Source organism: Rhizobium sp. N324 (assembly GCF_001664485.1).
Classification (GTDB): Bacteria; Pseudomonadota; Alphaproteobacteria; order Rhizobiales; family Rhizobiaceae; genus Rhizobium.
In genome coordinates, this window is the sequence record NZ_CP013631.1 from 131,960 (window position 1) to 158,927 (window position 26,968).

26 protein-coding genes are annotated in these 26,968 nt (G+C 63.5%); 12 read left to right on the forward strand and 14 right to left on the reverse strand.

Features of this window, described 5'->3' with window-relative positions; genetic code table 11:
• The first annotated feature begins 2 nt into the window (after window positions 1–2).
• Both AMK05_RS22910 and AMK05_RS22915 read left to right on the forward strand, forming a co-directional pair.
• Window positions 3–1,286: an aspartate aminotransferase family protein gene (locus AMK05_RS22910; RefSeq protein WP_064841606.1), complete on the forward strand. Its 1,284-nt coding sequence runs from the start codon at window positions 3–5 to the stop codon at window positions 1,284–1,286.
• An 8-nt stretch (window positions 1,287–1,294) separates the two neighbouring features.
• Window positions 1,295–2,299 carry a phosphotransferase enzyme family protein gene (locus AMK05_RS22915; RefSeq protein ID WP_064841607.1) on the forward strand — a complete coding sequence of 335 codons (1,005 nt, stop codon included), beginning with the start codon at window positions 1,295–1,297 and terminating at the stop codon, window positions 2,297–2,299.
• Window positions 2,300–2,353: 54 nt separating this feature from the next.
• Here AMK05_RS22915 and AMK05_RS22920 read toward each other — a convergent pair whose 3' ends face one another.
• The 4 genes from AMK05_RS22920 to AMK05_RS22935 form a co-directional block, all read right to left on the reverse strand.
• Window positions 2,354–3,793: an amidase gene (locus AMK05_RS22920; protein ID WP_064841608.1), complete on the reverse strand. Its 1,440-nt coding sequence runs from the start codon at window positions 3,791–3,793 to the stop codon at window positions 2,354–2,356.
• A gap of 74 nt (window positions 3,794–3,867) precedes the next feature.
• The gene (locus AMK05_RS22925) at window positions 3,868–5,103 is read right to left on the reverse strand and encodes an MFS transporter (RefSeq protein WP_064841609.1); all 1,236 of its coding nucleotides are present in this window, start codon (window positions 5,101–5,103) and stop codon (window positions 3,868–3,870) included.
• Window positions 5,104–5,113: 10 nt separating this feature from the next.
• Window positions 5,114–6,052: a SphA family protein gene (locus tag AMK05_RS22930; protein ID WP_082935725.1), complete on the reverse strand. Its 939-nt coding sequence runs from the start codon at window positions 6,050–6,052 to the stop codon at window positions 5,114–5,116.
• A 52-nt stretch (window positions 6,053–6,104) separates the two neighbouring features.
• Window positions 6,105–7,151 (reverse strand): helix-turn-helix domain-containing protein, encoded by a 1,047-nt coding sequence (locus tag AMK05_RS22935; protein ID WP_064841610.1) that lies wholly within the window; start codon window positions 7,149–7,151, stop codon window positions 6,105–6,107.
• Between the two features lie 128 nt (window positions 7,152–7,279).
• Here AMK05_RS22935 and AMK05_RS22940 point away from each other — a divergent pair, with 128 nt between their 5' ends.
• From AMK05_RS22940 to AMK05_RS22985, 10 genes are all read left to right on the forward strand, one after another.
• Entirely contained in the window at window positions 7,280–7,666 is a 387-nt protein-coding gene (locus tag AMK05_RS22940; RefSeq protein ID WP_064841611.1) for a 5-carboxymethyl-2-hydroxymuconate Delta-isomerase, read from the forward strand.
• A gap of 44 nt (window positions 7,667–7,710) precedes the next feature.
• Entirely contained in the window at window positions 7,711–9,228 is a 1,518-nt protein-coding gene (gene hpaE / locus AMK05_RS22945; RefSeq protein ID WP_064841612.1) for a 5-carboxymethyl-2-hydroxymuconate semialdehyde dehydrogenase, read from the forward strand.
• A 39-nt stretch (window positions 9,229–9,267) separates the two neighbouring features.
• Window positions 9,268–10,248: a 3,4-dihydroxyphenylacetate 2,3-dioxygenase gene (gene hpaD / locus AMK05_RS22950; RefSeq protein ID WP_064841613.1), complete on the forward strand. Its 981-nt coding sequence runs from the start codon at window positions 9,268–9,270 to the stop codon at window positions 10,246–10,248.
• Window positions 10,249–10,306: 58 nt separating this feature from the next.
• A complete protein-coding gene (gene gabD / locus AMK05_RS22955; RefSeq protein WP_064841614.1) occupies window positions 10,307–11,758 on the forward strand; it encodes an NADP-dependent succinate-semialdehyde dehydrogenase in 1,452 nt (483 codons plus the stop codon).
• Between the two features lie 25 nt (window positions 11,759–11,783).
• The gene (locus AMK05_RS22960) at window positions 11,784–12,656 is read left to right on the forward strand and encodes a fumarylacetoacetate hydrolase family protein (RefSeq protein WP_064841769.1); all 873 of its coding nucleotides are present in this window, start codon (window positions 11,784–11,786) and stop codon (window positions 12,654–12,656) included.
• Window positions 12,656–13,459 carry a 2-oxo-hept-4-ene-1,7-dioate hydratase gene (gene hpaH / locus AMK05_RS22965; protein WP_064841615.1) on the forward strand — a complete coding sequence of 268 codons (804 nt, stop codon included), beginning with the start codon at window positions 12,656–12,658 and terminating at the stop codon, window positions 13,457–13,459. Before AMK05_RS22960 ends, hpaH begins: the two co-directional genes overlap by 1 nt.
• A 12-nt stretch (window positions 13,460–13,471) precedes the next feature.
• On the forward strand, window positions 13,472–14,278 hold the full coding sequence (hpaI, locus tag AMK05_RS22970; RefSeq protein ID WP_064841616.1) for a 4-hydroxy-2-oxoheptanedioate aldolase: 807 nt from the start codon (window positions 13,472–13,474) through the stop codon (window positions 14,276–14,278).
• Between the two features lie 112 nt (window positions 14,279–14,390).
• Window positions 14,391–15,179 (forward strand): SDR family NAD(P)-dependent oxidoreductase, encoded by a 789-nt coding sequence (locus AMK05_RS22975; protein ID WP_064841617.1) that lies wholly within the window; start codon window positions 14,391–14,393, stop codon window positions 15,177–15,179.
• 18 nt (window positions 15,180–15,197) lie between these two features.
• Window positions 15,198–15,977, forward strand: a complete 780-nt coding sequence (locus AMK05_RS22980) for a MoaF C-terminal domain-containing protein (protein WP_064841618.1) — start codon at window positions 15,198–15,200, stop codon at window positions 15,975–15,977.
• Between the two features lie 10 nt (window positions 15,978–15,987).
• Window positions 15,988–16,377 (forward strand): nuclear transport factor 2 family protein, encoded by a 390-nt coding sequence (locus tag AMK05_RS22985; protein ID WP_064841619.1) that lies wholly within the window; start codon window positions 15,988–15,990, stop codon window positions 16,375–16,377.
• A gap of 33 nt (window positions 16,378–16,410) precedes the next feature.
• Here the strand turns inward: AMK05_RS22985 and AMK05_RS22990 are convergent, their stop codons facing one another.
• The 10 genes from AMK05_RS22990 to hpaR all read right to left on the reverse strand — a co-directional run bounded on the left by AMK05_RS22990 (window position 16,411) and on the right by hpaR (window position 26,735).
• Complete coding sequence (locus AMK05_RS22990) at window positions 16,411–17,352, reverse strand: helix-turn-helix domain-containing protein (protein ID WP_064841620.1); 942 nt, start codon at window positions 17,350–17,352, stop codon at window positions 16,411–16,413.
• A gap of 15 nt (window positions 17,353–17,367) precedes the next feature.
• Window positions 17,368–18,084 (reverse strand): ABC transporter ATP-binding protein, encoded by a 717-nt coding sequence (locus tag AMK05_RS22995; protein ID WP_064841621.1) that lies wholly within the window; start codon window positions 18,082–18,084, stop codon window positions 17,368–17,370.
• A gap of 1 nt (window position 18,085) precedes the next feature.
• On the reverse strand, window positions 18,086–18,790 hold the full coding sequence (locus tag AMK05_RS23000) for an ABC transporter ATP-binding protein (RefSeq protein WP_064841622.1): 705 nt from the start codon (window positions 18,788–18,790) through the stop codon (window positions 18,086–18,088).
• The gene (locus tag AMK05_RS23005) at window positions 18,787–19,821 is read right to left on the reverse strand and encodes a branched-chain amino acid ABC transporter permease (protein ID WP_064841623.1); all 1,035 of its coding nucleotides are present in this window, start codon (window positions 19,819–19,821) and stop codon (window positions 18,787–18,789) included. Before AMK05_RS23005 ends, AMK05_RS23000 begins: the two co-directional genes overlap by 4 nt.
• Window positions 19,818–20,684, reverse strand: coding sequence for a branched-chain amino acid ABC transporter permease (locus AMK05_RS23010; protein ID WP_064841624.1), 867 nt, complete (start codon window positions 20,682–20,684; stop codon window positions 19,818–19,820). The genes AMK05_RS23005 and AMK05_RS23010 overlap by 4 nt, the downstream gene beginning before the upstream one ends.
• A 66-nt stretch (window positions 20,685–20,750) precedes the next feature.
• Window positions 20,751–22,004, reverse strand: a complete 1,254-nt coding sequence (locus tag AMK05_RS23015) for an ABC transporter substrate-binding protein (protein ID WP_064841625.1) — start codon at window positions 22,002–22,004, stop codon at window positions 20,751–20,753.
• A 57-nt stretch (window positions 22,005–22,061) separates the two neighbouring features.
• Window positions 22,062–23,657, reverse strand: coding sequence for a GMC family oxidoreductase (locus AMK05_RS23020; protein WP_064841626.1), 1,596 nt, complete (start codon window positions 23,655–23,657; stop codon window positions 22,062–22,064).
• A 3-nt stretch (window positions 23,658–23,660) separates the two neighbouring features.
• On the reverse strand, window positions 23,661–25,067 hold the full coding sequence (locus AMK05_RS23025; RefSeq protein ID WP_064841627.1) for an aldehyde dehydrogenase family protein: 1,407 nt from the start codon (window positions 25,065–25,067) through the stop codon (window positions 23,661–23,663).
• A 102-nt stretch (window positions 25,068–25,169) separates the two neighbouring features.
• Entirely contained in the window at window positions 25,170–26,156 is a 987-nt protein-coding gene (locus AMK05_RS23030; protein WP_064841628.1) for a helix-turn-helix domain-containing protein, read from the reverse strand.
• A gap of 111 nt (window positions 26,157–26,267) precedes the next feature.
• Window positions 26,268–26,735, reverse strand: coding sequence for a homoprotocatechuate degradation operon regulator HpaR (gene hpaR / locus AMK05_RS23035; protein ID WP_237352225.1), 468 nt, complete (start codon window positions 26,733–26,735; stop codon window positions 26,268–26,270).
• Between the last annotated feature and the right edge of the window lie 233 nt (window positions 26,736–26,968).

The window sequence follows — 26,968 nt, forward strand, 5'->3', positions numbered from 1 at the left end:
TCATGTCCGACAACGCTGCCCTGATCGCGCGCCGCGACCGGCTTCTCGGCCGCAACATGTCGCTTTTCTATGACGAGCCCGTGCATCTGGTGCGCGGCGAAGGCGTCTGGCTCTGGGATGCCGACGGCCGGCGCTATCTCGATTGCTATAACAACGTGCCGCATGTCGGCCATTGCCATCCGCGCGTGGTCGAGGCGATCACCCGGCAGGCGTCGACGCTGAACACCCATACGCGTTATCTGCATGAAGGCATTCTCGATTATGTCGAACGCCTGACCGCGACCTTCGACAGCAGCCTCGACTCTGCGATCCTGACCTGCACCGGCAGCGAGGCGAACGATGTGGCGCTGCGCATGGCGCAGGCCGTCACCGGCAAGACCGGGGTGATTGCCACCAACCATACCTATCATGGCAATACCGCCGCCGTGTCGCAGCTCTCGACCCGCATGCCGCCGGTCGGCGGCTTCGGCGGTCATGTCCGCCATGTGCCGGCGCCCGACAGCTACCGCCCGCTCGGCGGTGAAAGCGGAGAGGCCTTTGCCGCAGCCTTTGCGGCCGCGGTCGAGGCGGCGATCACCTCGCTGCAGGAAAGCCCGCATGGGTTTTCGGCACTGATCATCGATCCGTTCTTCGCCAATGAAGGCTTTCCGGATCTGCCGCAGGGCTTCCTGGACAAGACGGTAGCGGCTGTGCGCAAGGCCGGCGGCCTCGTCATCACCGACGAGGTCCAGCCTGGTTTCGGCCGCACCGGCTCTGATATGTGGGGCCATCAGCGCGCCGGCATCGTTCCCGATATCGTGACGCTCGGCAAGCCGATGGCCAACGGCCATCCGGTCGGCGGCGTCGTTGCCAATGCCGATGTGCTGAACGCCTTCCGCAAGGCCTTCCGCTATTTCAATACCTTCGGCGGCAATCCCGTTTCCTGCGCCGCCGCCATGGCGGTGCTCGACGTGATCGAGGATGAGAAGCTGATCGAGAACGCCCGCGCCGTCGGCGAATACACCCGCGACGCCTTCAAGCGGCTGGCGCAGAAACATGCGATCATCGGCGACGTGCGCGGCAGCGGGCTGTTCATGGGCATGGAATTCGTGCTGGACCGCGCGACGAAGGAGCCGGCCGTCGCAGAGGCGAGCCGCATGGTCAACGAGATGCGCCAGCGCGGCGTGCTGATGGGCAAGATCGGCATCCACCAATGCGCCACCAAGATCCGCCCGCCGATGCCCTTCTCCCGGGAAAATGCCGATCTGATGTTGTCGGTCTTCGACGACGTGCTGTCGGGCCTGTGAGCGGCTCGATGCGCGAAGACGAAATCGCAGGGCTGACGGAAGCCCTTCCGGCAAGGGCGAAACAAGCACTTCAACTTTGGGATCTGGCCGACCAGACACCGAAACTGCTGAAATTCCGCGAGAATGCGGTGTTTCAGGTTCGCCTGGCCGATGGTAAACCCGCAGCCCTTCGGCTGCATCGGCCCGGATATCACGACGACCGCGCCCTCGCCTCCGAGCTGCAGTGGATGGCGGCGCTCGAAGCGGGCGGATTGCATGTCCCTGCACCGATCCCGGCCTTGGACGGCAATAATCTCGTGCGCTTGCCGGCCACCCCGGCATTTGCGAGCCAGCACGCCGACATTGTCAGTTGGATGAGCGGCGAGGAACTTGGCCAATCCGGCGCGCCGCTTTGCCATTCGCCCGACCGAATCGAGACGATTTTCGGCTGGCTCGGTGAAGCGATGGCCGAACTCCACACCATTTCCGACCGATGGACGCCGCCCGCATCCTTCACCCGCCCGGCGTGGGATTTCGATGGTTTGCTCGGGGATAGCCCTCTCTGGGGCCGGTTCTGGGACTGCCCGGGATTGACGTCGGAAACGGCAGCACAGCTTGAGGATTTGCGCCTTCTTCTTGGCGAGAAACTGAGATTGGTCGAGCAGGCCGGACTCGACTACGGGCTCATCCACGCCGACCTGGTGCGTGAAAACGTGCTGATCGCTGCCCACGGCGTCGAGCTCATTGATTTCGACGACGCGGGCTATGGCTGGCGCATGTTCGACATCGCCACGGCGCTTCTCAGAAACCGGCGCGAGCCCTGCTACGACCTGATCCGGAGCGCGCTCATTGCCGGCTACCGCAGACGGCGGCCCTTATCGGATGCGGCGCTCGAAACGCTGCCGCTCTTCCTGCTCTTGAGAAGCCTCACCTATATCGGTTGGGTCGGCGCCCGCCCGGATATGCCGGACGCGCAAAGGCGCGTGACCCGTTACATCAAGGAAGTGCAGGAGCTTGCTACGGCAATTCGCTAGAGCATGATGCCGAAAGTGCGCAGCTTTCTCATGACATCCTGTTTCAGCGCATCCTTATGGCGTTAGCGCGTTGAGGGGCGGGATGCATCCTGCCCAGGGGCGGGCTTCTTCCAGCTGGGCGGCGAGCGAAAACAGCAGAGCTTCGCGACCGAAGCCGGCGGCGAAATGCACGCCGACCGGCAGTCCTTCCGGCGACCAGCAGAGGGGCACCGACATGGCCGGCTGGCCGCTCGCATTGAACAACGACGTAAAGGGAGAGAAGCTGTGGAAACGTTCGATCAGATCCGACAGCGTCTCGCGGTCTTTCATGTCGAAGCTGCCGAGCAGTTGCGGTGGTTTGGCAAGCGTCGGTGACAGCAGGACGTCGTAATCCTCCAGCAGCCGGCCCATGCGGCGGCCGAAGGCGTGGATGTAATCCACCGCCGCGGCATAGCTTGCGCCGGAAACCCCGCCCTTTTCTCGCAGGATGATGCGCGTGCGCGCCTCGAGCTCGCCATGGTCGACCGGCTGTCCGCCCATCTCCTCGATCATGCTGAGAAAGCTTGTCGTTTGGGCACCGATGATCGTGAAGACGGTGTCGTAATACTCGATCGCATCCACCGGCAGTGTCGTCGTCTCGACCTGATGACCAAGTTCCTCGCAAAGCCGGGCGGCATCCTCGACCGCCTGCAGGCATTGGCCATTGGTTTCGAATGGATCGAGCCGGGTGACAAGACCGATGCGCAGGCCGGCCGGCCGTTTCGCGCAGCAGGAGAGAAGGCTGTCTGCATCGTGGGGGGCGGCATAGGGTGCGCCGGTATCCATCCCGCTCAAGGCATCCAGCATTGCGGCGCTGTCGCGCACGGAAATCGACATGATATTGTTGCATCCCATGCCGGCCCAGCCTTCGCCGATCATCGGTCCCATGGGCACCCGGCCGCGGGATGGCTTCAGGCCGAATATGCCGCAGCAGGAGGCGGGGACGCGCAACGATCCGCCGCCGTCATTGCCGAAGGCGAAAGGCACGGCTCTGGCCGCCACCAACGCCGCCGATCCGCCGCTGGAGCCGCCGGCCGTGTGTTCAAGCGACCAAGGATTGGCGGTCTTGCCGAAAAGGCGGCTTTCCGTCGTATAGGAGGTGCCAAATTCCGGCGATGTCGTGGTGGCGAGGATCGCAATGCCGGTGGTCCGGCCCCGTCTCACCACCTCAGCATCGAAGGGGGCGATGGCGGCGCTGCAGATCAGCGAGCCGTTGGTCATTCTTGCGCCCGCAACCGGCATGAAGAGATCTTTGACCACAGTCGGCACGCCGCCAAAAACGCCATCCGGCGCGGTTGCCACGGCCGCAATCGCATCGTCGCCGAGATCGTCGACGATTGCGTTCAGGGCCGGATTGACACGGCGGAAGCGCGCAACGGCCTCGCTGGTAGCGCCCTGGCGTGAAAGCCGGCCGCTGCGGATGGCTGCGGCGAGCGCAAGACCATCAGGCGGCGCGAGAGATGACAAGTCGTTCATGCTGAATACCTTTCCTCGATATGAAAAATGCGCCGGGGCGCGGTGACGCGCCGGCGCAAGGCCGCGTCGAGCCGTCAGGAGGGGAGCGCCCGCCGTCCCTTTTCGCGGTGGAGGAACCAGACTCCGGCCCAGATGAATGCCGCGGCCACAACGACGCCGGCCCAGAGGTTGATCGCCGCGGGAATTCCCTCCGGCGTCCCTCCGAAGCCCTGCGCGAAAGCCAGGATGATAAGCGGGCTTGCGAATTGCCCCAGATAGAGCGCTGAGGTGAAGCCGCCGACGCCGCGTGCCCGGTAGCGGGCGGGCAGCGTCTGCAGCAGCGGCAGCATGGCGTTCGGCACCAGAAAGCCGGCGCCGAAACCGTGAACCGCGACTGCGAGCATGACGGCGGCATAACTTCCGGCACTTGTCAGCAGCCATAGGCCGAGTGCCAGCAGCGAAAGCAGGAGGGCATTCACGCCGGCAGTGCCGAGACGCCGGCGGGCAGCAGGCCAGGCGAGCGAACCGGCAAGCGTGGCCAACAGACCGAGGCCGGTGCAAAGGCCGATGAGCGACGAGGAGGTGGTGCCGAGCGCGACCAGAAGTCCGGGCGCCATGACAGGCACGATGAAGCTTGCGATCATACCGATGAAGACCAGCACGTAGGAAGCCGTGACGGCGCCGACAATCTTTGCCCGCGAAAACGTATATTCCCGGACGTCCTGCTCGGTGCGCCGCGCCGGTTCCCACAGCGTTCTCACGATGAAGGGAAGCAGAAGCAGCGGCAACAGATACAGATAGAACGGGTAGCGCCAGCTCGTCTCGCCGACGGCACCTCCCAGCACGAAAAAGATCGAGCCGACGATGCCGATCGTCACCACCTGACGGTTGACGTAACGCGAGCGGTCCTCGCCGGTCCAGTAGTCGGCAATCAGGGTCGTGCAACTGGTCATGATGATCGCTTCGGCGCAACCAAAGGCGAGGCGGGCGCCAAGCAGGCTGCTCAAATCATCGAGGATCGCCGGCAGAAAGCCAAAAAGGGCATAGAGAAGGCTGCCGACGATCAGCATCGTCTTGCGACCGAACCGATCGGCAAGGAGGCCGGCCGCCGGAGCAAAGAGCGCGATTGCAAGCGCCGGCCCGGTGGCGACGAGCGGAACCAGTTCGGCCGCCCGCGGCGACGCTGGCGCAAATTCCGCCGCGAGCTTGGGCAGCATCGGCGCGATCATGACGGCGCCCATGATCGTCAGGCTGCTCGCGATCTGGATCACCAGGCCCTGTTTCGGTCCGGCTTGACGGCCGGCGATGCCGGGCAAAGAAGAAAGACTCATCCCAACCTCCCTAGAAAGCCATGCCGATGCGGAAGGCGACATTGACCCCTTCCGCCCGGTTCTCGGCGGCAAATTCGCGGTAGGCGTGCAGGCTCATGACCGGCAGGCCAGGTTCAAAGAAGCTGATGGCGGGTCCGAGAGCCATGACGCGTCCGCGATTGCCGTCGCCGGCCGCCGGTCCCGTATCATCGCTGAGCTGCTGGTAGAAATATCCGCCGGCCCCGAGGGTCCAGGGACCGAAATGCTGACCGACGGCAAATTCCTGTTTATATTCGATGCCGCTCGTATAGTCCGTATCCGGGTTCTCGGTGTTGAAGTTGAGTTCGATTCGCGAGGAGATCTCAAAGCCGCCGTCGGTCAGATAGGTAAGACCGACGAGAGGAGCGATCGCCCAATGGTTGGTGCCGACGTTGAAGGGCTCATTGACGTCATAAGAGCCCGTCGGCGCCTGAATCTGCAGGCTCGCATTGACGAAAAGATTGGGTGGTGCGTTCCACTGGAGCATCAACGGCATGACCTGAATATCGCCAAGTGCGAAATCCTCGCCGGCCAGCGTGAACGGCCCGCCCGGCGTCGGTATCGTGAGACTGCCGTTGATGTCCATCAGCGGAATGATGGTGCCGAAGCCGACCGAGGCGCCGAAGAGTTCGGTCTCGCTCATGTGGATGTAGGCGAGACCGATCGTTTTGACCGTCAGGTCGAAATCGTTGTCGATCCTGTCGCCTCTGCCGTTCTTCACGACGTCGGCAGAATAGTATGCTGCTCTGACGCCGACCGTCCCGAAGGGCGTTGACGGCGGGAGCATGCCGGCGCCGAAGTCGGTGACGCCGAACGGCGTGATCGTCGCGCCGTTCTCGGCGGCGAAGACGCCGGGTACGAAACAGAAGGCATTGAAAATCGCGGCACCCGCGGCAAGGCCGAGGGCGCATCCATATGCGCTGGTCTTCATGATAAGGTTCCCCTGCTGGTCTCTTCTGAACCAGTTCGGGGATTTTAGAGGATCAGCGTCCCCAGGCGTTATCCGTTTTCGGCACGGCCGGAAAACTTTGCCATGCCGGCAGACCTTTCCCGTCGCGCAGCGTTGCCGAGGGGAGTTCGCCGAAGTGCTTCCGATAATCTTCGGCAAACCGGCTCCAGTGCCAGAATCCCCACCGGGCGGCGATATCGCCGATCGAGACGCGGGCGCCGAGCTGGGCGTGGTCGCGAAGCTCGCGGCGCACGCGATTGAGCCGGATGGCCCGCAGCACATGGGTCGCGCTCTGGCCGTAAGAGCTTAGGAAGCAATTCTGCAGATGGCGTCGGCTGACGCTCAGCCGCCGGCAAATCCCGCCGATATCGAGTGTCTCCGAAGCGTCGGCAAGCGCCAGCGCCCGCGCCTGATCGGCGGTGGTCTTGCGCGGCGTGTCCTCGCGCGGCTCGACCGATACCGATGCGGCCAAGGCTTCGACGATATGCTCGATGATTGCCCCCTCAATCGCGCGGCGGGCGTTTTCGAAGGTGAGCAGCGCCGGCCGTCGCGAAATCTCGCGGAAAAGATCCCGAAACAATGCTTGCAAGGCGTGGAGCCGAGACGGCGGAATCACCAATATTTCCCGCTGCCGGAGGCGCGCGGCCAGCGCGGCATGGCCGAGGGCGTTTGCCTGCAGCGCAAACCACTGCCGATCGAGTGCGATGCAGACAAGGTCGAGTTCGACGGGTGTCAGCAGTTCCCGCAGGTCCTGTCCGTCTGCAAGCAGTCCGGACGGGTAGGCGATCGGCCGGCCGCCGGTCCAGCCGTCTCCCGACGCGGCCAACGGCAGGCTGAGCACGACCGACCCGGCCCAACCGGCGCCGCGTTTCAAAAGGGCGCGGTTGGTGCGCTCGCGGATCAATTGAACATGCTCGAAGCGAGTTTGAAACAAATGGCTCTCGAAGCGGCCTGCCGACAGCTGAAGACATTCGAGCTGCCAGCCGCTGATCGCCATGCCATGCTCGCAGGCATCATGCTCCACGCGCGTCGCGGCCTGCAGCATCTGTCCCGCACTCGTCTGCGGTTGCTTGCCCTTCATGCCCTCCCCTTCCTCCCCGGACGGTCGATGAAAGAAAACATGTTAAGTAATTTTTTGCAACAGACGCTTGACAGCGCTCGATATATTTAACATGTTAATGAAATGGAACGCAGGCTTTGGGAGGACGGATGCCACATCTCACCATCGAATATTCGGCCAATCTCGATGGCCGCGCCGACATCGGCGCGCTCTGTGAGACATTGCTGAAGACCGTGCTGGAGACCGGCCTTTTCGAAATCGGCGCGGTGCGCGTGCGTGCCCTTCGCGCCGATCACTATGCGATCGCCGACCGGCTTGCCGAAAACGCCTTCGTCGACCTGAATTTCCGCATCGGCAAGGGCCGCACGGCCGAAGAGAAGAAGCGCACCGGCGAAGCGATCTTTGCGGCGGCGACGGAAATCCTCGGCCCGCTCTTCGAGACGCCGCATTTCGCGCTGTCGCTGGAGATCCGCGAGATCGATGCGGAGCTGAGCTGGAAGAAGAACGCCATCCATCCGCGGCTGCGCGGCAAGTGACAAAACCCGTCTCGCCGGACGAGACAACATCAGGAAAATCGACGATGCCGACATTGCAGGAAAACATCGCAAAAGCCGAAACCTATCTTGCCCGCTTCAAGGAGCGCGGCGTCCTCAACCGTATCGGCGGCGAGGATGTGAGAGGCGGTGACGGCGCCACCTTCGAGACCCTCTCGCCGGTCGATCTGAAGCCGCTCGCCACCGTCGCCCGCGGCACGACCGCCGATATCGACCGGGCCGCCAGAGCCGCCAAATCAGCCTTTGGCGAATGGGCCGCCATGCCGGGCGATGCGCGCAAGAAGCTGCTGCACAAAATCGCCGATGCGATCGTTGCGCGCGCCGAAGAGATTGCTTTCGTCGAATGCATGGATACCGGCCAGTCGCTGAAATTCATGGCCAAGGCGGCGCTGCGCGGCGCGGAAAATTTCCGCTTTTTCGCCGATCGCGCGCCTGAGGCCCGGGACGGCAAGGCGCTGCGCGCCGATGGCCAGGTGAACGTGACGACGCGCGTGCCGATCGGCCCGGTCGGCATCATCACGCCGTGGAACACGCCCTTCATGCTGTCGACCTGGAAGATTGCGCCGGCCTTGGCCGCCGGCTGCACCATCGTCCACAAGCCGGCCGAATTCTCGCCGCTGACGGCCCGCCTGCTCGTCGAAATCGCCGAAGAGGCCGGTCTGCCCAAGGGCGTGTGGAACCTGGTCAACGGCTTCGGCGAGGATGCCGGCAAGGCGCTGACCGAACATCCGCTGATCAAGGCGATCGGCTTCGTCGGCGAGAGCCGCACCGGCTCGATGATCATGAAACAGGGCGCCGACACGCTGAAGCGCGTGCATTTCGAACTCGGCGGCAAAAACCCGGTCGTCGTCTTTGCCGATGCCGATTTCGAGCGCGCCGCCGACGCTGCCGTCTTCATGATCTATTCGCTGAACGGCGAGCGCTGCACCTCGTCCTCGCGCCTGCTGGTCGAAGACAGCGTCTATGACCGGTTCACCGCGCTCGTCGCCGAAAAGGCAAGGCGCATCAAGGTCGGGCATCCCCTCGATCCCGAGACGGTCATCGGCCCGCTCATTCATCCCGTGCACGAAAAGAAGGTGCTGGAATATATCGCGATCGGCCGCTCGGAGGGCGCAACGCTTGCCGCCGGCGGCGAGAAATTCGATGGCCCGGGCGGCGGCTGCTATGTCTCCCCCACCCTGTTTACCGGCGCCGACAACAAAATGCGCATCGCCCAGGAGGAAATCTTCGGGCCGGTACTGACCGCCATTCCCTTCAAGGACGAAGCCGATGCGCTGGCGCTCGCCAACGACGTCCAGTACGGTCTGACCGGCTATCTCTGGACCTCCGACGTCACCCGCGCCTTCCGTTTCACCGACCATCTCGATGCCGGGATGATCTGGGTAAACTCGGAAAATGTCCGTCACCTGCCGACGCCCTTCGGCGGCGTCAAGAACTCAGGCATCGGCCGCGACGGCGGCGATTGGTCCTTCGATTTCTACATGGAAACCAAGAACGTCGCCTTCGCCACCAGGCCGCACGCCATCCAGAAACTCGGCGGCTGAGCCGTCAATACAGATAAGCACGCATAAGAGGAGGAACCCATGCCCCTGCCGACACCCAATCTCTATCCACCCTTCAACATCGTGCGCCTCAGCCATGTGGAACTCGGCGTCACCGATCTCGCCAAGTCCCGCGCCTTTTATGTCGACACGCTCGGCCTGCAGGTGACGGATGAGAGCGCCGACACGATTTACCTGCGGGCAATGGAGGAACGCGGCCACCACTGCATCGTGCTGAAGAAATCCGCCAAGGCCGAAGCCCGCGACCTCGGCTTCAAGGTTTTCGGCGACGAGGATCTCGACAAGGCCGCCCATTTCTTCAAGGACAAGGGCCTGCCTGTGGAATGGATCGAGCGCCCCTATCAGGCGCGCACCTTCCGCACCCGCGATCCGCACGGCATTCCGCTCGAATTCTATTCGAAGATGGATCGCCTGCCGCCGATCCATCAGAAATATGCGTTCTACAAGGGCGTCAAGCCGTTGCGCATCGACCACTTCAACTGCTTCTCGCCGAATGTCGACGAGAGCGTCGCCTTCTATAACGAGCTTGGCTTCCGCGTCACCGAATATACCGAGGACGCCGAGACCGGCCGTCTCTGGGCCGCCTGGACGCACCGCAAGGGCGGCGTGCACGACATCGCCTTCACCAACGGCCGCGGCCCGCGTCTGCACCACACCGCTTTCTGGGTGCCGACGCCGCTCAACATCATCGACCTGCTCGACCTGATGGCGACCACCGGCTGGGTCTCCAACATCGAGCGCGGCCCGGGCCGCCACGGCATCTCCAACGCCTTCTTCCTCTATATCCTCGATCCCGACGGCCACCGCATCGAGATCTACTGCTCGGACTACCAGACGGTCGATCCCGATCTCGAGCCGATCAAGTGGGACCTCAAGGATCCGCAGCGCCAGACGCTTTGGGGCGCACCGGCTCCCAAATCCTGGTTCGAACATGGTAGCCTGTTCGCCGGCGCTGATGTGGTCGAGCCTGATTTGAAGGCACAGCCGATCATCGCGCCTTGAACGTTTACCCGAAAGCGGGCGAAATCGCCCGCTTTTCAACGTTGGCGAGGATAGAGTCATGGAATTGAAAGACGCAACATTGTTCCGGCAGGCCGCGTTGGTCGGCGGCGAGTGGATTGAGGCCGGCGACAATGCGATCGCGGTGGATAATCCGGCGACCGGCGAGATTATCGGCCGCGTTCCCAATCTGGGAGCGACCGAGACGAAGGCGGCGATTGCCGCGGCCGAGATTGCCCAGAAGGAATGGGCAGCCCGCACAGCCAAGGAGCGGTCGATCATCCTCAGGCGCTGGTTCGAGCTGATGATGGCGAACCAGGACGATCTCGGCCGCATCCTGACATCAGAACAGGGCAAGCCGCTGGCCGAGGCCAAGGGCGAGATCGCTTATGGCGCGAGCTTCATCGAATGGTTTGCCGAGGAGGCGCGGCGTCTCTACGGCGACATCGTTCCCGGTCATCAGAAGGATAAGCGCATCCTTGTCATGAAGCAGCCGATCGGCGTCGTTGCCGCCATCACCCCCTGGAATTTCCCGAACGCGATGATCACCCGCAAAGCCGGACCGGCCTTTGCCGCCGGCTGCGCCATGGTGCTGAAGCCTGCCTCGCAGACGCCCTTTTCGGCAATTGCCATCGCTATCCTGGCAGAGCGCGCCGGTTTCCCCAAGGGCCTGTTCAGCGTTCTCACAGGTTCGGCGCGCGCCATCGGCGGCGAGATGACCGCAAGCCCCGTCGTGCGCAAGCTGACCTTCACCGGCTCGACCGAAGTCGGCGCCGAGCTTTACAGGCAGAGCGCGCCGACCATCAAGAAGCTCGGACTGGAGCTCGGCGGCAATGCGCCCTTCATCGTCTTCGACGATGCCGATCTCGATGCGGCGGTCGAAGGCGCGCTGATCGCCAAATTCCGCAACAACGGCCAAACCTGCGTCTGCGCCAACCGTCTCTATGTGCAGGAAGGCGTTTATGACGCCTTTGCCGAGAAGCTCTCGAAGGCGGTCGGAGCGCTGAAGACCGGCAACGGTTTCGACGAAGGCATCAATCTCGGGCCGCTGATCGACGAATCGGCGCTTGCCAAGGTCGAGGAACATGTCGCCGATGCGCTGTCCAAGGGCGGTCGCGTCGTTGCCGGCGGCCATCGCCACCCGCTCGGCGGGCGCTTCTACGAGGCGACAGTGCTCGCCGACGTCACCCCTGCCATGGCGGTCGCCAGGGAAGAGACCTTCGGGCCGGTGGCGCCGCTCTTCCGCTTCAAGGACGAAGCCGATGTGATCGCCCAGGCCAACGACACCGAATTCGGTCTCGCCTCCTATTTCTACGCCAAGGATCTCGCCCGGGTCTTCCGGGTCGCCGAGGCGCTGGAATACGGCATGGTCGGGGTCAATACCGGGCTGATCTCCACGGCTGAAGCCCCCTTCGGCGGCGTCAAGCTTTCCGGCCTCGGCCGCGAAGGCTCGAAATACGGCATCGAGGAATTCACCGAAATCAAATATGTCTGCCTCGGCGGTATCGCCTGAGGCCAAGAGAAGGCCCGAGACAAGCATGACCCATCCACGATTCCTTTCCTTTTCCAGAAACGGCCGTCATGGCTATGGGCTTGCCGTCGAGGGCGGCGTCATCGACCTGTCGGCTCGCCACGGCGCAAGCTGGGCGAGCCTTCGCGAGGTGATCGAGGCGGGCCGCCTCGTTCAGCTCGCCGAGGAGAGCAGATCATTGCAGACGGATTTCGCGCTTGACGATATCCGCTTCGAAATTCCCATTCCGTCACCGGAAAAGATCATCTGCGTCGGGGTCAACTTCCCCGACCGCAACGAGGAATATAAGGACGGACAGACAGCGCCCTCCAACCCTTCGCTTTTCATCCGTTTCCCCCGTTCCTTCACCGGCCATGGCAAAGCGCTGATCCGGCCGCCGGAAAGCCCGCAGCTCGATTATGAGGGCGAGATCGTCATCGTCATCGGCAAGGGCGGCCGGCGGATCGCCGAGGCGGATGCCCTCTCCCACATCGCCGCCCTGTCGCTCTGCAATGAAGGCACGATCCGCGACTGGGTGCGCCATGCCAAATTCAACGTCACCCAGGGCAAGAATTTCGATCGCACCGGCGCGATCGGCCCCTGGCTGATCCCCTTCACCGACCCCGCCCAGCTCGAGGACATCAAGCTCGAAACCCGCGTCAACGGCGAGGTGCGCCAGAGCGACCGCACCAGCCGGATGATCTTCTCCTTCCGCAAGATCATCAATTACATCTCCACCTTCACCACTCTCCTTCCCGGCGACGTCATCGTCACAGGAACGCCGACGGGTGCCGGCGCCCGCTTCGATCCGCCGATCTGGCTGAAGCCCGGCGACATCGTCGAGATCGAGGCCGACGGGCTCGGCATCCTGAAGAACACCATCGCCGACGAGGGGTTCTGATGCTGTCGCAGGACGAAATCCAGGCGGCCGCCGAAAGCCTCGACCGGGCCGAGCGGACGCGTGTCCAAACCGGGCTCCTGTCGCTGAAATATCCCGCCATGGACATGGACGACGCCTATGCGGTGCAAGCCGCCTGGGTCAAGAAAAAGATCGCCGGCGGCCGCAAGCCGATCGGCTGGAAGATCGGGCTGACATCGAAGGCGATGCAGTATGCCCTCAACATCGACATCCCCGATTCCGGCGTGCTCATCGACGATATGGTCTTCGAAGACGGCGCGACCGTACCGGCTGACCGTTTCATCCAGCCGCGCATCGAAGCCGAGATCGCCTTCGTGATGAAGGCTCCACTCAAAGGGCCAAACGTCTCGATCTTCGATGTCTTGAACGCCACCGACTACGTGACGCCGGCGCTTGAAATCCTCGATACGCGCATCCTCCGGGTCGATCCCGATACGAAGAAAGCGCGCACCATCGTCGACACGATTTCCGACAATGCCGCCAATGCCGGCATCGTCACCGGCGGCCGCGCCGTGAAGCCTGACCAGATCGACATGCGCTGGATGGGCGCGATCGTCAGCCGCAATGCCGAAGTCGAGGAGACGGGGCTTGGGGCGGGCGTCCTCAACCAGCCTGCCCGCGGCGTTGCCTGGCTCGCCAACCGGCTGGCGCAATATGGCGATGGCATCGAGGCTGGACAGATCGTGCTGGCTGGTTCATTCATCCGCCCGATCGAGGCGCGGCACGGCGACACCATCCATGCCGATTTCGGCCCTTACGGCTCGGTCAGCCTCTATTTTGCATGAAGGAGCAAAGACATGCCGGCGCCTAAGAACCTCTTCAAGCAGGCCCTGAAAGAGGGGCGGGCGCAGATCGGTCTCTGGCAGGCGCTCGCCAGCCCCTATACGGTCGAAATCTGCGCCGGCGCCGGTTACGACTGGCTGCTGCTCGATGCCGAACATGCGCCAAACGACGTGCCGCTTCTCGCCTCGCAGCTGCAGGCGATGAAGGGATCGGCAAGCCATGCGGTGATCCGCCCGCCGGTCGGCGAAACCTGGATCATCAAGCAGATGCTCGATATCGGCGCGCAGACGCTGCTCATTCCGATGGTCGACAGCAGGGAGATGGCCGAAGCCATGGTGCGCGCCGTGCGTTATCCGCCGCAGGGTGTGCGCGGCGTCGGTGCTGCCCTTGCCCGCGCCTCCGATTTCAACCGCATTCCAGACTACCTCCAGACCGCCAATGACGAGATCTGCCTGCTGCTGCAGGTCGAAAGCCGCGCCGGGCTAGCCGCGCTCGACGCGATCGCCACGACCGACGGCGTCGACGGCGTCTTCATCGGCCCCTCCGATCTCGCCGCCGACATGGGCTATCTCGGCCGACCGGGCGCGCCCGAAGTGCAGGCCGAAGTCGAAAACGCGCTTGCCAGGATCCAGTCGCACGGCAAGGCCGCCGGCATCCTGATCGGCGATCTCGCCCTCTCCAAGCGCTACCTCGAACTCGGCGCCACCTTCGTCGCGATCGGCAACGACGTCATGCTGCTCGCCAATGCCACGGCCAAGCTGCTCGAAGACTTCCACAAAGCCGAAGCGGCCAGGCCGGCGGGCGACGTGAAGGTCTACTGACCTCACGCATCCCGCAGCGTTTTGCACGCTCAGTCAAAACGGACTGCACGCCTGGACAGGACGCCTCCCGGCCTTTCGACCATGATGATCGAAAGGTCCAGGAGGAAGAGATATGCGTTTCAGCAATAAGACGGCGCTGATCACCGGCGGCGGCACCGGCATCGGTGCTGCGGTCGCCCGGCGCATCCGTAGGGAAGGCGGCAATGTCGCGCTCGTCGGCCGGCGCCCCGAACCGCTTCGCGCCGTTGCCGATGAGATCGGCGCCAGCGTCATCACGGCCGATGCGGCTGACGGCGCCGCGATGCGGGAAGCACTCGAAACGGTCGTCGAGGACTTCGGCGGGCTCGACATTCTGATTGCCAATGCCGGCGGCCACGGTGTCGGGCCGACGATCAGCATGTCCGATGAGACCTGGGACCTCGCCATCCGGCTGAACCTCAACACTGCCTTTGTCAGCGCTCGCGAATGCCTACCGCATCTGATCCGCAGCAAGGGCAATATCGTCGTTCTCGCGTCGATCGCCGGGCTGTTCGCCGGGCCGGATGCGGCTGGTTACGTCACGATGAAGCACGGTTGCATCGGGCTTGCGAAGTCGCTGGCGCGCGACTACGGCCGCAAGGGCGTGCGCACCAACACGGTCTGCCCGGGGTGGGTGAGGACGGCGATGGCTGACGAGCAGATGCAGGCCGTGGTCGAAAAATTCAAGCTCAGGAATATCGACGAGGCCTACGCGCTCGTTACCAAGGATGTGCCGCTCGGCCGACCGGCCACCGCAAACGACGTGGCCGGCGCGGTCTGCTTTCTCGCCTCGGCTGAGGCGGCGATGATCAACGGCGCCGTCCTGACCGTCGATGGCGGCGCCGGCACCGTCGACCTGCCGACCCTTGCGTTTGCGGAATGATATGAGGAGGAGAGAGCGATGAACGACAAGCCGAAGGATTGGAAGACTTACGACGAATTCGCCTATGGCATCGACACCAACCGGCTGCCGGCAACGGAGGCGCTAGCCGGCTCTGTCCATAGGGTCAACTTCGACGATGGTCGTCGGCTCGAACTTTCCTTCGGCAAGGGTGAGGTCCGCTGGTCCGACGGCAAGGAAAGCGCGACCGACAGGGCTGAGGTGATCGAGGTTGCGTCGAATGCCTATTTCGTCGAGATCGTCTTTGCCGGCCGGCCGCAGGAAGCCGAAACGCTGATCGTCAATGTTCAGACCCGCCGAGCGCTTTCGATCTATTCCATCGTCCGCGATGCGAAGGATGCCGTCGGCGAGCCGCAGGTGGCGCAGATCTTCCGGCCCGGCATCGTCGAGGGCGCCGCCGCCGGCGGGCCGGCGCCGGCCGAAAGCCGCGACCTCATCGGGCTCAGGGCGCATTTCACCTACAGCCCCAATCACGTCTACGAACACACGTACCTTTCCTCTGAGCGCTACGCCTGGCAGTGCCTGGTCGGTGTCCAGCGCGGCCACGGCGACGTCGATCTGACGACCACCTACAAATTCGACGAGAACCAGTACGTCTTCACCTTCCGGGAGTTCAAAATCCCGGTCGCTTCCACCTTTTTCTATAATTTCGACGACATGCGCTCGACCGGCAAATTTCTCGGTATCGCCGGTGACGGACGCATACAGAACAGCCCGGCCGGCGCCTTCATCCGCAAGGCCTCGATGACCTATTACCTGCCAGGCCAGGAACCGGTGTGAGGACAAGACAATGAAAAGAGCTTTCGACATCGTGAAGGCGCATTACGACGCCAACGACCGCCGCGATATCAACGGCATGCTGGCCGACATCGCATCCGACTGCCGCTGGACCGAAATGGACGGCTTTCCCTGCGCCGGCACCTATGTCGGCCCCCAGGCGATCTTCAAGAATGTCTTCCAGGCGCTCGGCGAGACATTCGACGGCTATACCTTCAAGCTGGAGCGCCTCCTCGATGCCGGCGACGACGTCATCGCCATCGGTGACTATAGCGGCACCCACCGGCAGACCGGCAAATCCTTCAAGGCCCGCGTCGTCCATGCTTGGCGCGTGGCGGACGGCAAGATCCGGCGCTTCGAGCAGTTTACCGATACGCTGCGCGTCGCTGAATCGATGCGATAGAATCCGGGCGGCCCGGCGCAAAGCCGGGCCGCCTCAGGAAAGCGCGGCCTTGCGCCATTGCGACGGCGAGACAGCGTAGCGGGCGCGGAAAGCCCGCGAAAAATGCGCGCTGGAGGAAAAGCCGAGCGCAAAGGCGATCCCCGATATTTCGCCGCTGTGGCCGCCGGCCTCGCGCAGCTTCGCCGCGGCCCGTTGCAGCCGCAGGTCCCAGATATAGTCGGAGGGCGTCAGCCGCTCAGCCTCGAATGCGCGATAGATGTAACGCACCGAGCAGCCCATGCGCCGCGCGATCATGGCGATGGTGAGATCCGGCTGGTCGATATTTCGGGCGATGAAGTCCTTGATGCGCGCCAGCAACAGGTCAAGCGGGTTGACGACCTGTCCGGCCGGACCTTCGCCGATCATGGTGCGGACGAGGTCGATCATGGTCTGGCCGACGCTTGAGCGCCGCGCCGCATCCAGATGGCCGATCTCATACATGGTCGATTCCATCAGCGACAACAGAATGCGGCACATGCCGTCATGCTCGGCATGCGCGCTGAAGGGTGCCGCCAGCCGTTCGACGGCGGCCTCCGGCAATGCCTGCCGCGGCAGTTGCAATAGCAGCTGGCGAACCGGCGTATTGTTTGTCAGCACATAGGGACGGCGCGGATCGTAGATCACAAGAGCATTGATGGAGACCGGCGCGTGCAAGCCCCCCTGGGTGATCGAGGCGCTGCCCTCGGTCTGCAGGATCAGCTTGATCGCATCGGGATCATCAGGCCCCGCCGTAACCCGCTCGCCGAAAACGATGTGTCGATCGGCTTCCAGCCGCGTCAGCCGGCAGGCTCCCAGCATGGCCGAGAGCATCGAACTCTTCTCTTTGTCGGCCGTGCCGAAATCGAGCCTGACATTGCCGAACAGCGTGCGGGCAAGCCCTGCGAACTCTTGGCCCCGAGCGGTGTCGACATGGCGGTGATCGGCGGAAAAACGCATGATGGCTCCCTCGCCTCAGCTCGCCAGATAGGCGCCGTGGAGAATGTCCGGCTGCGCTTTCAGCGTCGCGGCGGGTCCGTCGAAGACAAGGCGGCCGCGCTCCAGCACGATGGCCTTGTCGGCAAGATCCAGCGCGAGATTGGCGAATTGCTCGATCAGCAGCACGCCGATGCCGCCGGCAGCGGCGATCTTCAGTGCCTCAGCCAGGCGCTTGACCACGGCAGGCGCGAGGCCCAGCGAAAGCTCGTCGACGATCATGAAACGCGGCTTTGCGACGAAAGCCTGCGCCATCGCCACCATCTGCTTCTGGCCGCCCGAGAGATCGGATGCCGATTGGCGCCGGCGCTCGACAAGCTCGGGAAAAATCTCATAGGCGCGCTCCAGCGCCTGCCGGCGCGCCGCCGTGGAAGGCTCGAGCGCGGCGACGAGGATATTGTCTTCCACGGACAGTTGCCCCAGCACACGGTGACCCTCGGGAACGAGCGCAAGGCCTGCTCGGCGGATGCGGTCGGGCGCAAAACCTTCGAGCGCGATGCCGCCCAGACGCACCGCTCCGCCGCGCGGCAGAACGCCCGCCATGGCCATGACCGTGCTCGACTTGCCGGCGCCATTGGCGCCGAGCAGGGTCGTCACCTTGCCGGCCGCGACCGAAAAGGAGATGTCATGAATGACGCGTTTGCCGCCGCGTTCGACGGCGAGGTTTTCGACGCTGACCTCGGAAATCCCGCTCATCTCAGAACTCCCCCAGATAGGCGCGCCGCACGTTCGGATCGGCAAGCACGGTCTGCGTCGGGCCGAGCGCCAGCAGCTTGCCGTAGTCGAGCACCATGGTTTCGCTGCACATGGAGCGAATGAGCTCGACGTCGTGATCAATGACCAGAACCTGCGCGCGGAATTCGGCCGGGATGCGCAGCACCAGTTCGCGGAACGCCTTTCCCTCCTCCTCGGTCAGGCCGGCAGCCGGTTCGTCCAGCAGGATGAGCTTCGGTTTACCGACGACGCATTTCGCCAGCTCGACTAGGCGGCGCTGGAAAAGATTGAGCGATTGCCCCAGCCGGTCGGCAGCCGCGGCCAGGCCAACGAAGGCAAGAGCCTCATCCACCGCTTCGGGACGATGCGTAGCGCCGACGACGTGATCGGCAATCGCGGCGATATTGCCGGCAATGGTCAGGTCTTCAACGACCTGTTCGGTCTGGAACGAGCGGCGCAGGCCGGCGCGCACGCGCTGCAGCGGTGTCATCGGCAACAGCGCCTGAGCGCCGAGCGACACGGTCCCTTGAACCGGCCGGACGAAGCCGGAGAGCACGTTGAGCAATGTCGTCTTGCCGGCTCCATTCGGGCCGATGAGGCCCGCCACCGGCGCCGTCAGCACGGCGCTGAGTTCGTTGATCGGCCTGACGCCGCCGAACTGAACGACGAGATTGTCGATAGTGATCATCGTCCCCTCCCCTTCGATAGGCTGCTGTTCAGACGGGCGATCAATGCCGCGATCTGGCCGGCTATGCCGGCCGGCGCCGTTGCCAGTGCATGGAACAGCGCGACGCCGAAAATGCCGATCGTGACGTAGCCGTCGATGCCGAGATCGGTGAGCAGCGCAGGCACCGCCCGCAGCAGCAGGCCGGCGATCAGCGCGCCATACCAGTTGAAGACGCCGCCAACGATGGCGAGCGCGAAGAGATTGAGGCTCTCGAATGCGCCGAAGGCGCGCCCGTCCAGCTGGCCGACATTGCCGGCTAGCAACCCGCCGGCAAGGCCGGCGAGCAAGCCGCTGAGCGCAAAGGCCCAGGCCTTGTAGACCAGCACGTTGACGCCGCTGGCGACGGCGACGGTCTCGCCCTTGCGGATCAGCGCCCAGGCCCTGCCGGGACGCGCAAGCTTATGCCATTGCGCGATCAAAAGACCGATCGCCGCTGCCGCGCAGACATAGAGGAAATAGGCAATCTCGCCGCCGGCCATTGCAGGCCTTGCCAGCATCTCGCGGCCCGAACCGTCGGCCCGGCCGAGAAAACCGGGACCGCCATCGGGGAAACCCCAGGCGCTGATGACGATCTGGAAGGCGCCGGCGAGCATCAGCGTCACGAGTGCGAGATAAAGGCCGCGCAGCCTGAGCGCGGGTACGCCGAAGGCCAATCCCACCACGGAGGCGACGATGCCGCCGGCAAGCAGGCTCACTTCGAAGGGTGGATGAAAGGCGTGGCCGACGCGCAGCGTCACCCAGCCGCCGACGCCGACGAGGGCGAACTGGCAGAGCGAAACCAGGCCGAGTTGACCATAGAGAATGGAAAGACCGGCAACCGACAGCGACAGCGCAACGGCCGAGGTTGCCGCCGAAAGCCAGAAGGAATTGGCAAGAAAAGCGACCATGGCCGCGAAGAGCGCCATCGTCACGGGAACATGCAGAAGCTGCTTCGGCAGGCGCATCGACAGGCCTTCGGCCTTGGAGACGATTGTTTGCGGCTGAACGCTCATCGGTCTTTCAACGCGGCCTTCGCCGTGCCTCCCAGGATCGTGACGGCGGCGAGCGCGATGATGAAAGGTGCCGCCGCCCGGTAAGGCGAGATCCAGGCAATCGGCGTCAGTGCCGCCTCGGCAATGCCGATCAGGATGCCGGCGACCGCCGTTTCCCACAGCGAGCGCAACTGGCCGAGGATCGCCGCGGCGATGGCCGGGATCACCAATAGCGTTAAAAACGTGCCCTGCAGGCGCACGAGATCGGCCAGCAACAGGCCGGCCAGGCCTGAGAAGATACCGGTGATGATCCAGGCGGCCGTCTCGGTATGGAGGACGCGTACGCCGAGCACAGCGCTGAGATCGCGATCATTGGCAAGTGCGCGCATGTCGAGGCCAAGCCGCGTGCGAGAAAGCAGCAAGGTGATCGCGACGACCATGGCGACGGCAAGAAGAAGGGCGATGATACGGGTGTAGGTGAGGCGCACGGCAAAGAGCGACACAAACATCTGGTCGGTCGGAAATTGCAGGCGGCGCGGAAGCTCGGCCCAGGTGACGCCCATGACCGCGATCAGGACGAGCGCCGGCGCTAGCGTGCCGACGGCGCGCACGACGGTGTCGCGATGCGACAGCATCGGCGCGAAGACCCGGCCATAGAGGAAACTGATCGCCGTCGAGACGGCAACGGCGGCAAGGATGGCGACGCCGAGCGGCATCTTCCATTCGAGCAGCTGCCAGGCGCAATGTGCGCCGATCGCGCCGAAGGCGCCGAAAGCGAAATTGAGAACGCCAGTCGCGCGAAACAGCACGACGAGGCCGACGCCCGACAGGGCATAGACCGCTCCGATCCCGAGCCCCGAAATGATGAAAGGAAGAATGTTCATGGGCGATCCTCTGGGACTCATCATGCTCCGCGGGTGATGCCGCGGAGCATGATGGCAGACGCAGGCTCAGTTGAGACCGGCGGACTTTTCGAAGGCGCGGATGTCCTTCAGCTCAGGATCCGGCGACGGCGCGCAGTCGGAGACGACTTTCCACTTGCCGCCCTCGCTGACGGCCATGCGCGTCGTCGAATTGGCGTTGTGGCGGGTCTGGCCGTCACCGAAATACCAGGGCGCGCAGAAGATATCGCTCTTGAAGCCCTTGATCCCCCGCACGGCGGCCGAAGCCGTCTCGCGATTGATGTTGGCGGGATCGAGCGTCATCAGCGCCGTTTCGGCGATCCTTGCCGCGAGATAGCCGGCCTGGGCGAAGGTATCGCGCGGATCGGATTTCTGACCGTACTGATCCATGACGGCGAGCCAGTTCTGGTTATCGGGCGTCGTCGCTTCGAGATCGTTGAACTCCATGTTGACGATGAAATTGCCATCCCAGCCGGCGCCGATCGTGCCGGGCACGGAGAGATCATAGGCAGAGGCAGCGCTGAGGAACTTGATGCTCTGGTTCAGCCCCTGCTCCTCGGCGGCGGTCAAGAGCGGTACCGTCACACCCTTGGGCAGGCCGAGAATAATCACGTCGGGCTTGGAAGCCGCCGCCTGCAGGATGGTCGACGTGGAATCGGCGGTACCGGGGTCCATCAGGATCGTCTCGGCCTTCAGGCCCTTTTCCTTGGCGAGCTGGATGATCCCGTCGCAGGACCAGGTGCCGACGTTCGGGATGTTCGGGCCGATGCAGACCACCGACTTCGCGTTCAGATGATCGAGCGCATAACCCATGGCGCCGAGCATGGAGACGCGCGGACCGGCATTGGTGGGCGCGTAATTTGCCGCGAAGAAGCATTCGCGGGGGACGCCGACGCCGGCGACGACGAGAATGCCGGATTTCTTGTAGAAATCGGCATTGGCGCCGCATTCGACGAAACTCGAATTGCCGACCATCAGCACGGCCTTCTCGTCATTGACGAGCTTGGCCGCAAGCTGCGCGGCGATCTCCGGATTCCACTGGTCGTCCTCGACCAGATATTTGACCGGTCGCCCCTTGATGCCGCCATTGGCATTGAGGCAGTCGAAATAAGCCTTGGCAGCCTTGGTCGAATTCGAGAAATCGTCCGGCCCGGTCTTGCCGGTGATGGCGCCGATCACGATCGGCTCGCCGGTTGCCGGCTTGCCGCTATTGTCGCCGCAGGATGCGGCCGCATGGGCGCTGCACGCCGAAACGAGCGTCAGCAAAAGGCCGATTGTCAGCCCTCTTAAATTGATAGGCATTGTCTCCTCCAGTTGTTGCCCCGCTCCCCACGGGGTCGTGCGATTGGGATTTCGGGCTCAGCCGGAAATCGTCTTTCCTGTCATGAACGCGGCAGCCTTTGCCGCAATCATCATCGTCGGCGCGTTGGTATTGCCCGACACCAGCGTCGGCATCACCGAGGCGTCGCAGACGCGCAGCCCCTCGACGCCGCGCACCTTGAGATCCGATCCGACGACCGCCATGCGATCATCAGCGCGGCCCATGCGCGCCGTTCCCGCCGGATGGAAGACGGTCTTGGCCGATTGCCTGATGTAGTCGCGCAGGGCCTCCGGATCTTTCTCGACGCCGGGTTTCGGCAGCACGCGGCGCTTGACCAGCTTGGCGAGCGCCGGGGCATCGAGGATGCGGATTGCCGTTTCGACACCGCGCACCAGTGTCTCGATATCGGCGGGATCAGACAGCAGATTGGCGGTGAAATCGGTCTGCTCGCTGGGATCGGCGCTTTTCAGCCTGATCCAGCCGCGCGACCGCGGCCGGAGGTAACACGGCCCGATGCTGAGGCCGTGGCCGGGCTCCGCTTCGCGGTCGACGAAGCCGATCAGCACCGGCAGCACATGGAACTGCACATCCGGCTGGCCGGTGCCTGCGGTATCGACGAAGCCGCCGCATTCGACGACATTGGACGACAGCAGCCCGCGATGCGAGGTGAGATAGCGCAGCATATGGCCGGCGGCCCGCAGGCCCCTGTCGTGGCCGAGGATCGAGATCGGCTCGCGCGTCTCGCCTTGTACCGGCACTTCGAGATGATCCTGATAATTGGCGCCGACCCCCGGCAGATCGGCGATCACCGGGATGCCCAGCGCGGCAAGATGCGCACCATCGCCGATCCCCGACAATTGCAGGATCTTCGGCGTGGCGATGGCGCCTGCGGTGAGCGCGATTTCGCGCGACGCCCTGAAGGTCGCACCATCGAGCAGTTCCACGCCGGTCGCCCTCTGCCCCTCGAACAGCAGGCGCGCCACCTTGCGCTCGGTCAGCACGGTGAGATTCGGCCGCTTCTCCGCCTCGCGCAGAAAGGCCTGAGCCGAGCTCCAGCGCCGGCCGCCATGGGTGGTGCTCTGATAGAAGCCGACCCCCGCCTGATCGGCGCCGTTGAAATCGTCATTGTGGGGAATGCCGATTTCGGTCGCCGCCTTGACGAAGGCCTCGCTCAGCGGATGCCGGTGGCGCGGGTCGGAGACATGCAAGCCACCCTTCCTGCCGTGGAATTGGCCGTTCAGACGCTCATTGTGCTCCAACGAACGGAAGGCCGGAAGCACGTCGTCATAAGACCAGCCGTGGCAGCCCATCTGCGACCAGGTGTCGTAGTCGTTGCGATGGCCGCGAATATAGATCATCGCGTTGACCGAGCTGCCGCCGCCGAGCACATTGCCCTGCGGCACGATGCTCGGCCGGCCGTTCAGGCCTTTGTCCGGGTTCGATGCATAGGGATGGATATCGATCCCCTTGCCCAGCACCTTGAAAAAGGTCGCGGGGATATGGATCCACGGATCGGCGTCGCGGCGGCCGGATTCGATCAGGAGCACCTTGTGCGCTGGGTTTTCCGACAGGCGGTTGGCCAGCACGCAGCCCGAGGATCCGCCACCGACGATGATGTAATCGTAAGTCGTCATGGCTCAGCTCAACACCGTCTGGATCGTCGTGAATTCCTTCAGCCCATCGGCGCCGAATTCGACGCCGATGCCGGATTGTTTGACGCCCCCGAAAGGTGCGTTTGGCTGGATCGCGCCATGTTTGTTGATCCAGACCGAACCGCATTCGAGCTGCATGGCATAGCGCTTCGCCTTCTCGACATCGGCAGACCAGACCGAGCCGCCGAGACCGGCCGGATTCTGGTTGGCGTGGGCGATGACCTCGTCGAGATCGCTGTAGCGGATGATCGGCAGGGCCGGTCCGAACTGCTCCTCATCGACTAGCCGGACACCATGGTCGACATCGGCAACGAGGGTGATCGGGTAGAAATAGCCCGGCCGGTCCAGCGGCGCGCCGCCGGTCAGGATGCGGCCGCCCTTTGCGCGCGCGTCGTCGACGAGCTCGCGCACCTTGTTGAACTGCAATTCGTTTTGTATCGGACCGAGGATGCTTGCCTCATCCAGGCCGTCGCCAATGGTGATCTTGCCGGCATAATCTGCAAGGGCCGCGCAGACCTCTTCATAGATGCTGTCATGCACATAGAGGCGTTTCAGCGCCGCGCAGGTCTGGCCGTTGTTGATGAAGGCGCCCCAGAACAGGCCCTCGGCGATGGCTTTCGGATCGACGTCGGGCAGCACGATCCCCGCATCGTTGCCGCCAAGCTCCAGCGTCAGCCGCTTCAGGGTGGCCACCGCCGAGGCCATGATCTTCTTGCCGGTTTCGGTCGAGCCGGTGAAGGTCATCTTGGCAATGCCTGGATGGGCGGAAAGCGCCGCACCGATGCTGTTTTCGCCGGTAATCACATTGACGACGCCGGCCGGCAGCACCGTGTTGATGATCTCGACGAGACGGATGGTCGAGAGCGGCGTCAGGGGCGACGGCTTGATGACGACGGTATTGCCGGCCCGCAGCGCCGGCACGATGTGCCAGCAGGCAATCATGACGGGCCAGTTCCAGGGCGTGATCGAACCGACGACGCCGATCGGCTTGCGGTGCAGCTCGACACGTCCTTCGGCGTCATCCTGGAGGATCTCGACCGGCAGGTCGAGATCGGCCGTATGGCGCGTCCAGGCAAGTGCTGCGCCGATTTCGAAGCGCGATCCTAGACCGTTGAGCGGCTTGCCCTGCTCCCGGGTCAGGATCTGCGCCAGTTCTTCGGCGTGCTCGGCAATCTTCTCGGCAATGGCCCGGCAGGCCGCGGCGCGTTCTTCATTCGAGGTCTGCGACCAGCTTTTGAAGGCCGCCGCGGCGGCGGCAACGGCCCGGTCGAGATCGGTTTCTCCGGCAAGCGGCATATAGCCGACGATTTCGCCGTTCGACGGATTGGCAACCGGCGCATGATGGGCGGTGGCGACAGTTTCGCCACCGATGAGCAGGGTAGACTGCTTCACGATATTCTCCTCCCGTGAGATTAGGGAGGACTATGACTTTCGCTGGAAAAACCGTCTTGGGGAGAAACGCACCTCGTCTTGGACGGAAGCGCAAATTGCGCGTCAGACCATCTTTGGCACCGGTTCGCCGGCGCGCAGCAGCTCGCTCGGCGCACAATCGAACAGTTCCTTGAAGCTGCGGTTGAAATAGGAAATGTCATTGAAGCCGGCGGAATAGGCGACTTCGGCGATCGTTCCGACGTTGCGCTGCTCTTTGAGCTGCTCGATCTTTTCGCGTGCAAAGCGCAGGCGTTTGTCGCGGATGACGGTGGTGCAGGTCATGCCTAGTCCCTGGAAGTCCTGCTGCAGCGTGCGGATCGAAACGCCGAGCCTCGTCGCCAGCCATTTGGCGCTGAGATCGCTCTCGGTCAGGTGTTTGTCGATCAGAATATCGACCATCTGCAGGCGCCTGCCGGCACTGTCATGCAAGGAAGTCAGGCTTGCCGTCTGGATGTCGGTCGACAGAAATGCCTGGCGCGTCGTGTCGAACATCAGCTGACGCAGATGCGGTGAGGCCGCCTCGCTTTCCGGCGTCGTCATCATCTTGGCGATCAGCGCACGCAGCATCATCGTCATCGGATCGTCGGCCGCAAGCTTGCGGGCCACGTCGAAATTCACCTTGCTGCCCGAATACATCAATTGCCGCGGCAAATGCAGGGACAGATGATTGGAGAAGTGACCGCGGAAATAGAAGGTGGTCGGTCGCGTGGAATCGACCAGAATACATTCGCCGACATCGAGAATGTTCTGCTGGCCGGAATGCTCTACGCCGCAGGCTCCCTCGAGCTGCAGGATCAGGAACAGATGTTCGTGGGCATCGCGGCGAATATCGTCCCAGCCGCGATGGACATAATCGAGATCGTTAGAGACGTGGGCAAATTCCATGCCGCAGACGTCGATGCGGCTTGCCGTGCCGGTCACCTTGTCGCCGCGCTGCATCGTGTGCGCGTTGAAATTCCCGCAGATATTGTGAAGGTCATCCGACCATTGATCGTAAGGCGTCGGCGACCAGGCGCGATCGACGAGGCTGCGGTTCTGCAACAGGTCCAACTCTGCCTCCCAACAGTGTCTACACAACTGAAGACTGCCGCAGGCCGGGTTGGCCGTCAATTAAATATTTAACACATTAATCAAGAGGCTTTGTATTGGGGCGGAAAGCCGTCACTCCTCCCCGCCGGTCGCGCCTTCGAGCCTCAGCGCCGTCAGCTCGTCCAGCATGTCCAGCAGCTGCTCGACCCGCTGCGTCCCGAAGCGTGCGCCGATATCGGCATAGACCTTCAGGCTCTCCGGCATGACCTCGTCGACCATTGCTCGCCCCGTGGGCGTAATCCGCAGCAGCACCCGCCGACCGTCGGCCTTGTCCTTATGTTTGGTGATGAAGCCGCGCTCTTCGAGCGAGCGGATCATGCGCGTCAGGCTCGGCGCCAGGATCGAGGCCTTGTCCGCCACTTCGCTTGCATCGAGCGTTCCCGCTTCGGACAGAACACGGATCACCCGCCATTGCTGCTCGGTTACATCATGCGCCGCCAGGATCGGCCGGAAATGGCTCATCACCGCTTCGCGCGCCCGCAAAAGCCCGATCGCGAGCGACCGCTGGCGCTCCCGCGATGAACCCGGCAACGACGGCATCTCACGTTTTTCCTGCTGTCCATTCTTCATCGGGATCCGATCGTGCAATGATTGATTACCGGTTTTTCGCGACCTTGAGTGGCCGCGGAAAATCGCAAGACAGCTAGTTAACACAGCAACGACCAATCACAAGCCCAGCCTCTCGATCGACCGACAAGGCTTATGAGCATCGTGACGGTCGCCGGTGTTTGCAGAGCAAACCCCGACGGGGTACCGTCGATTCGACGATACCC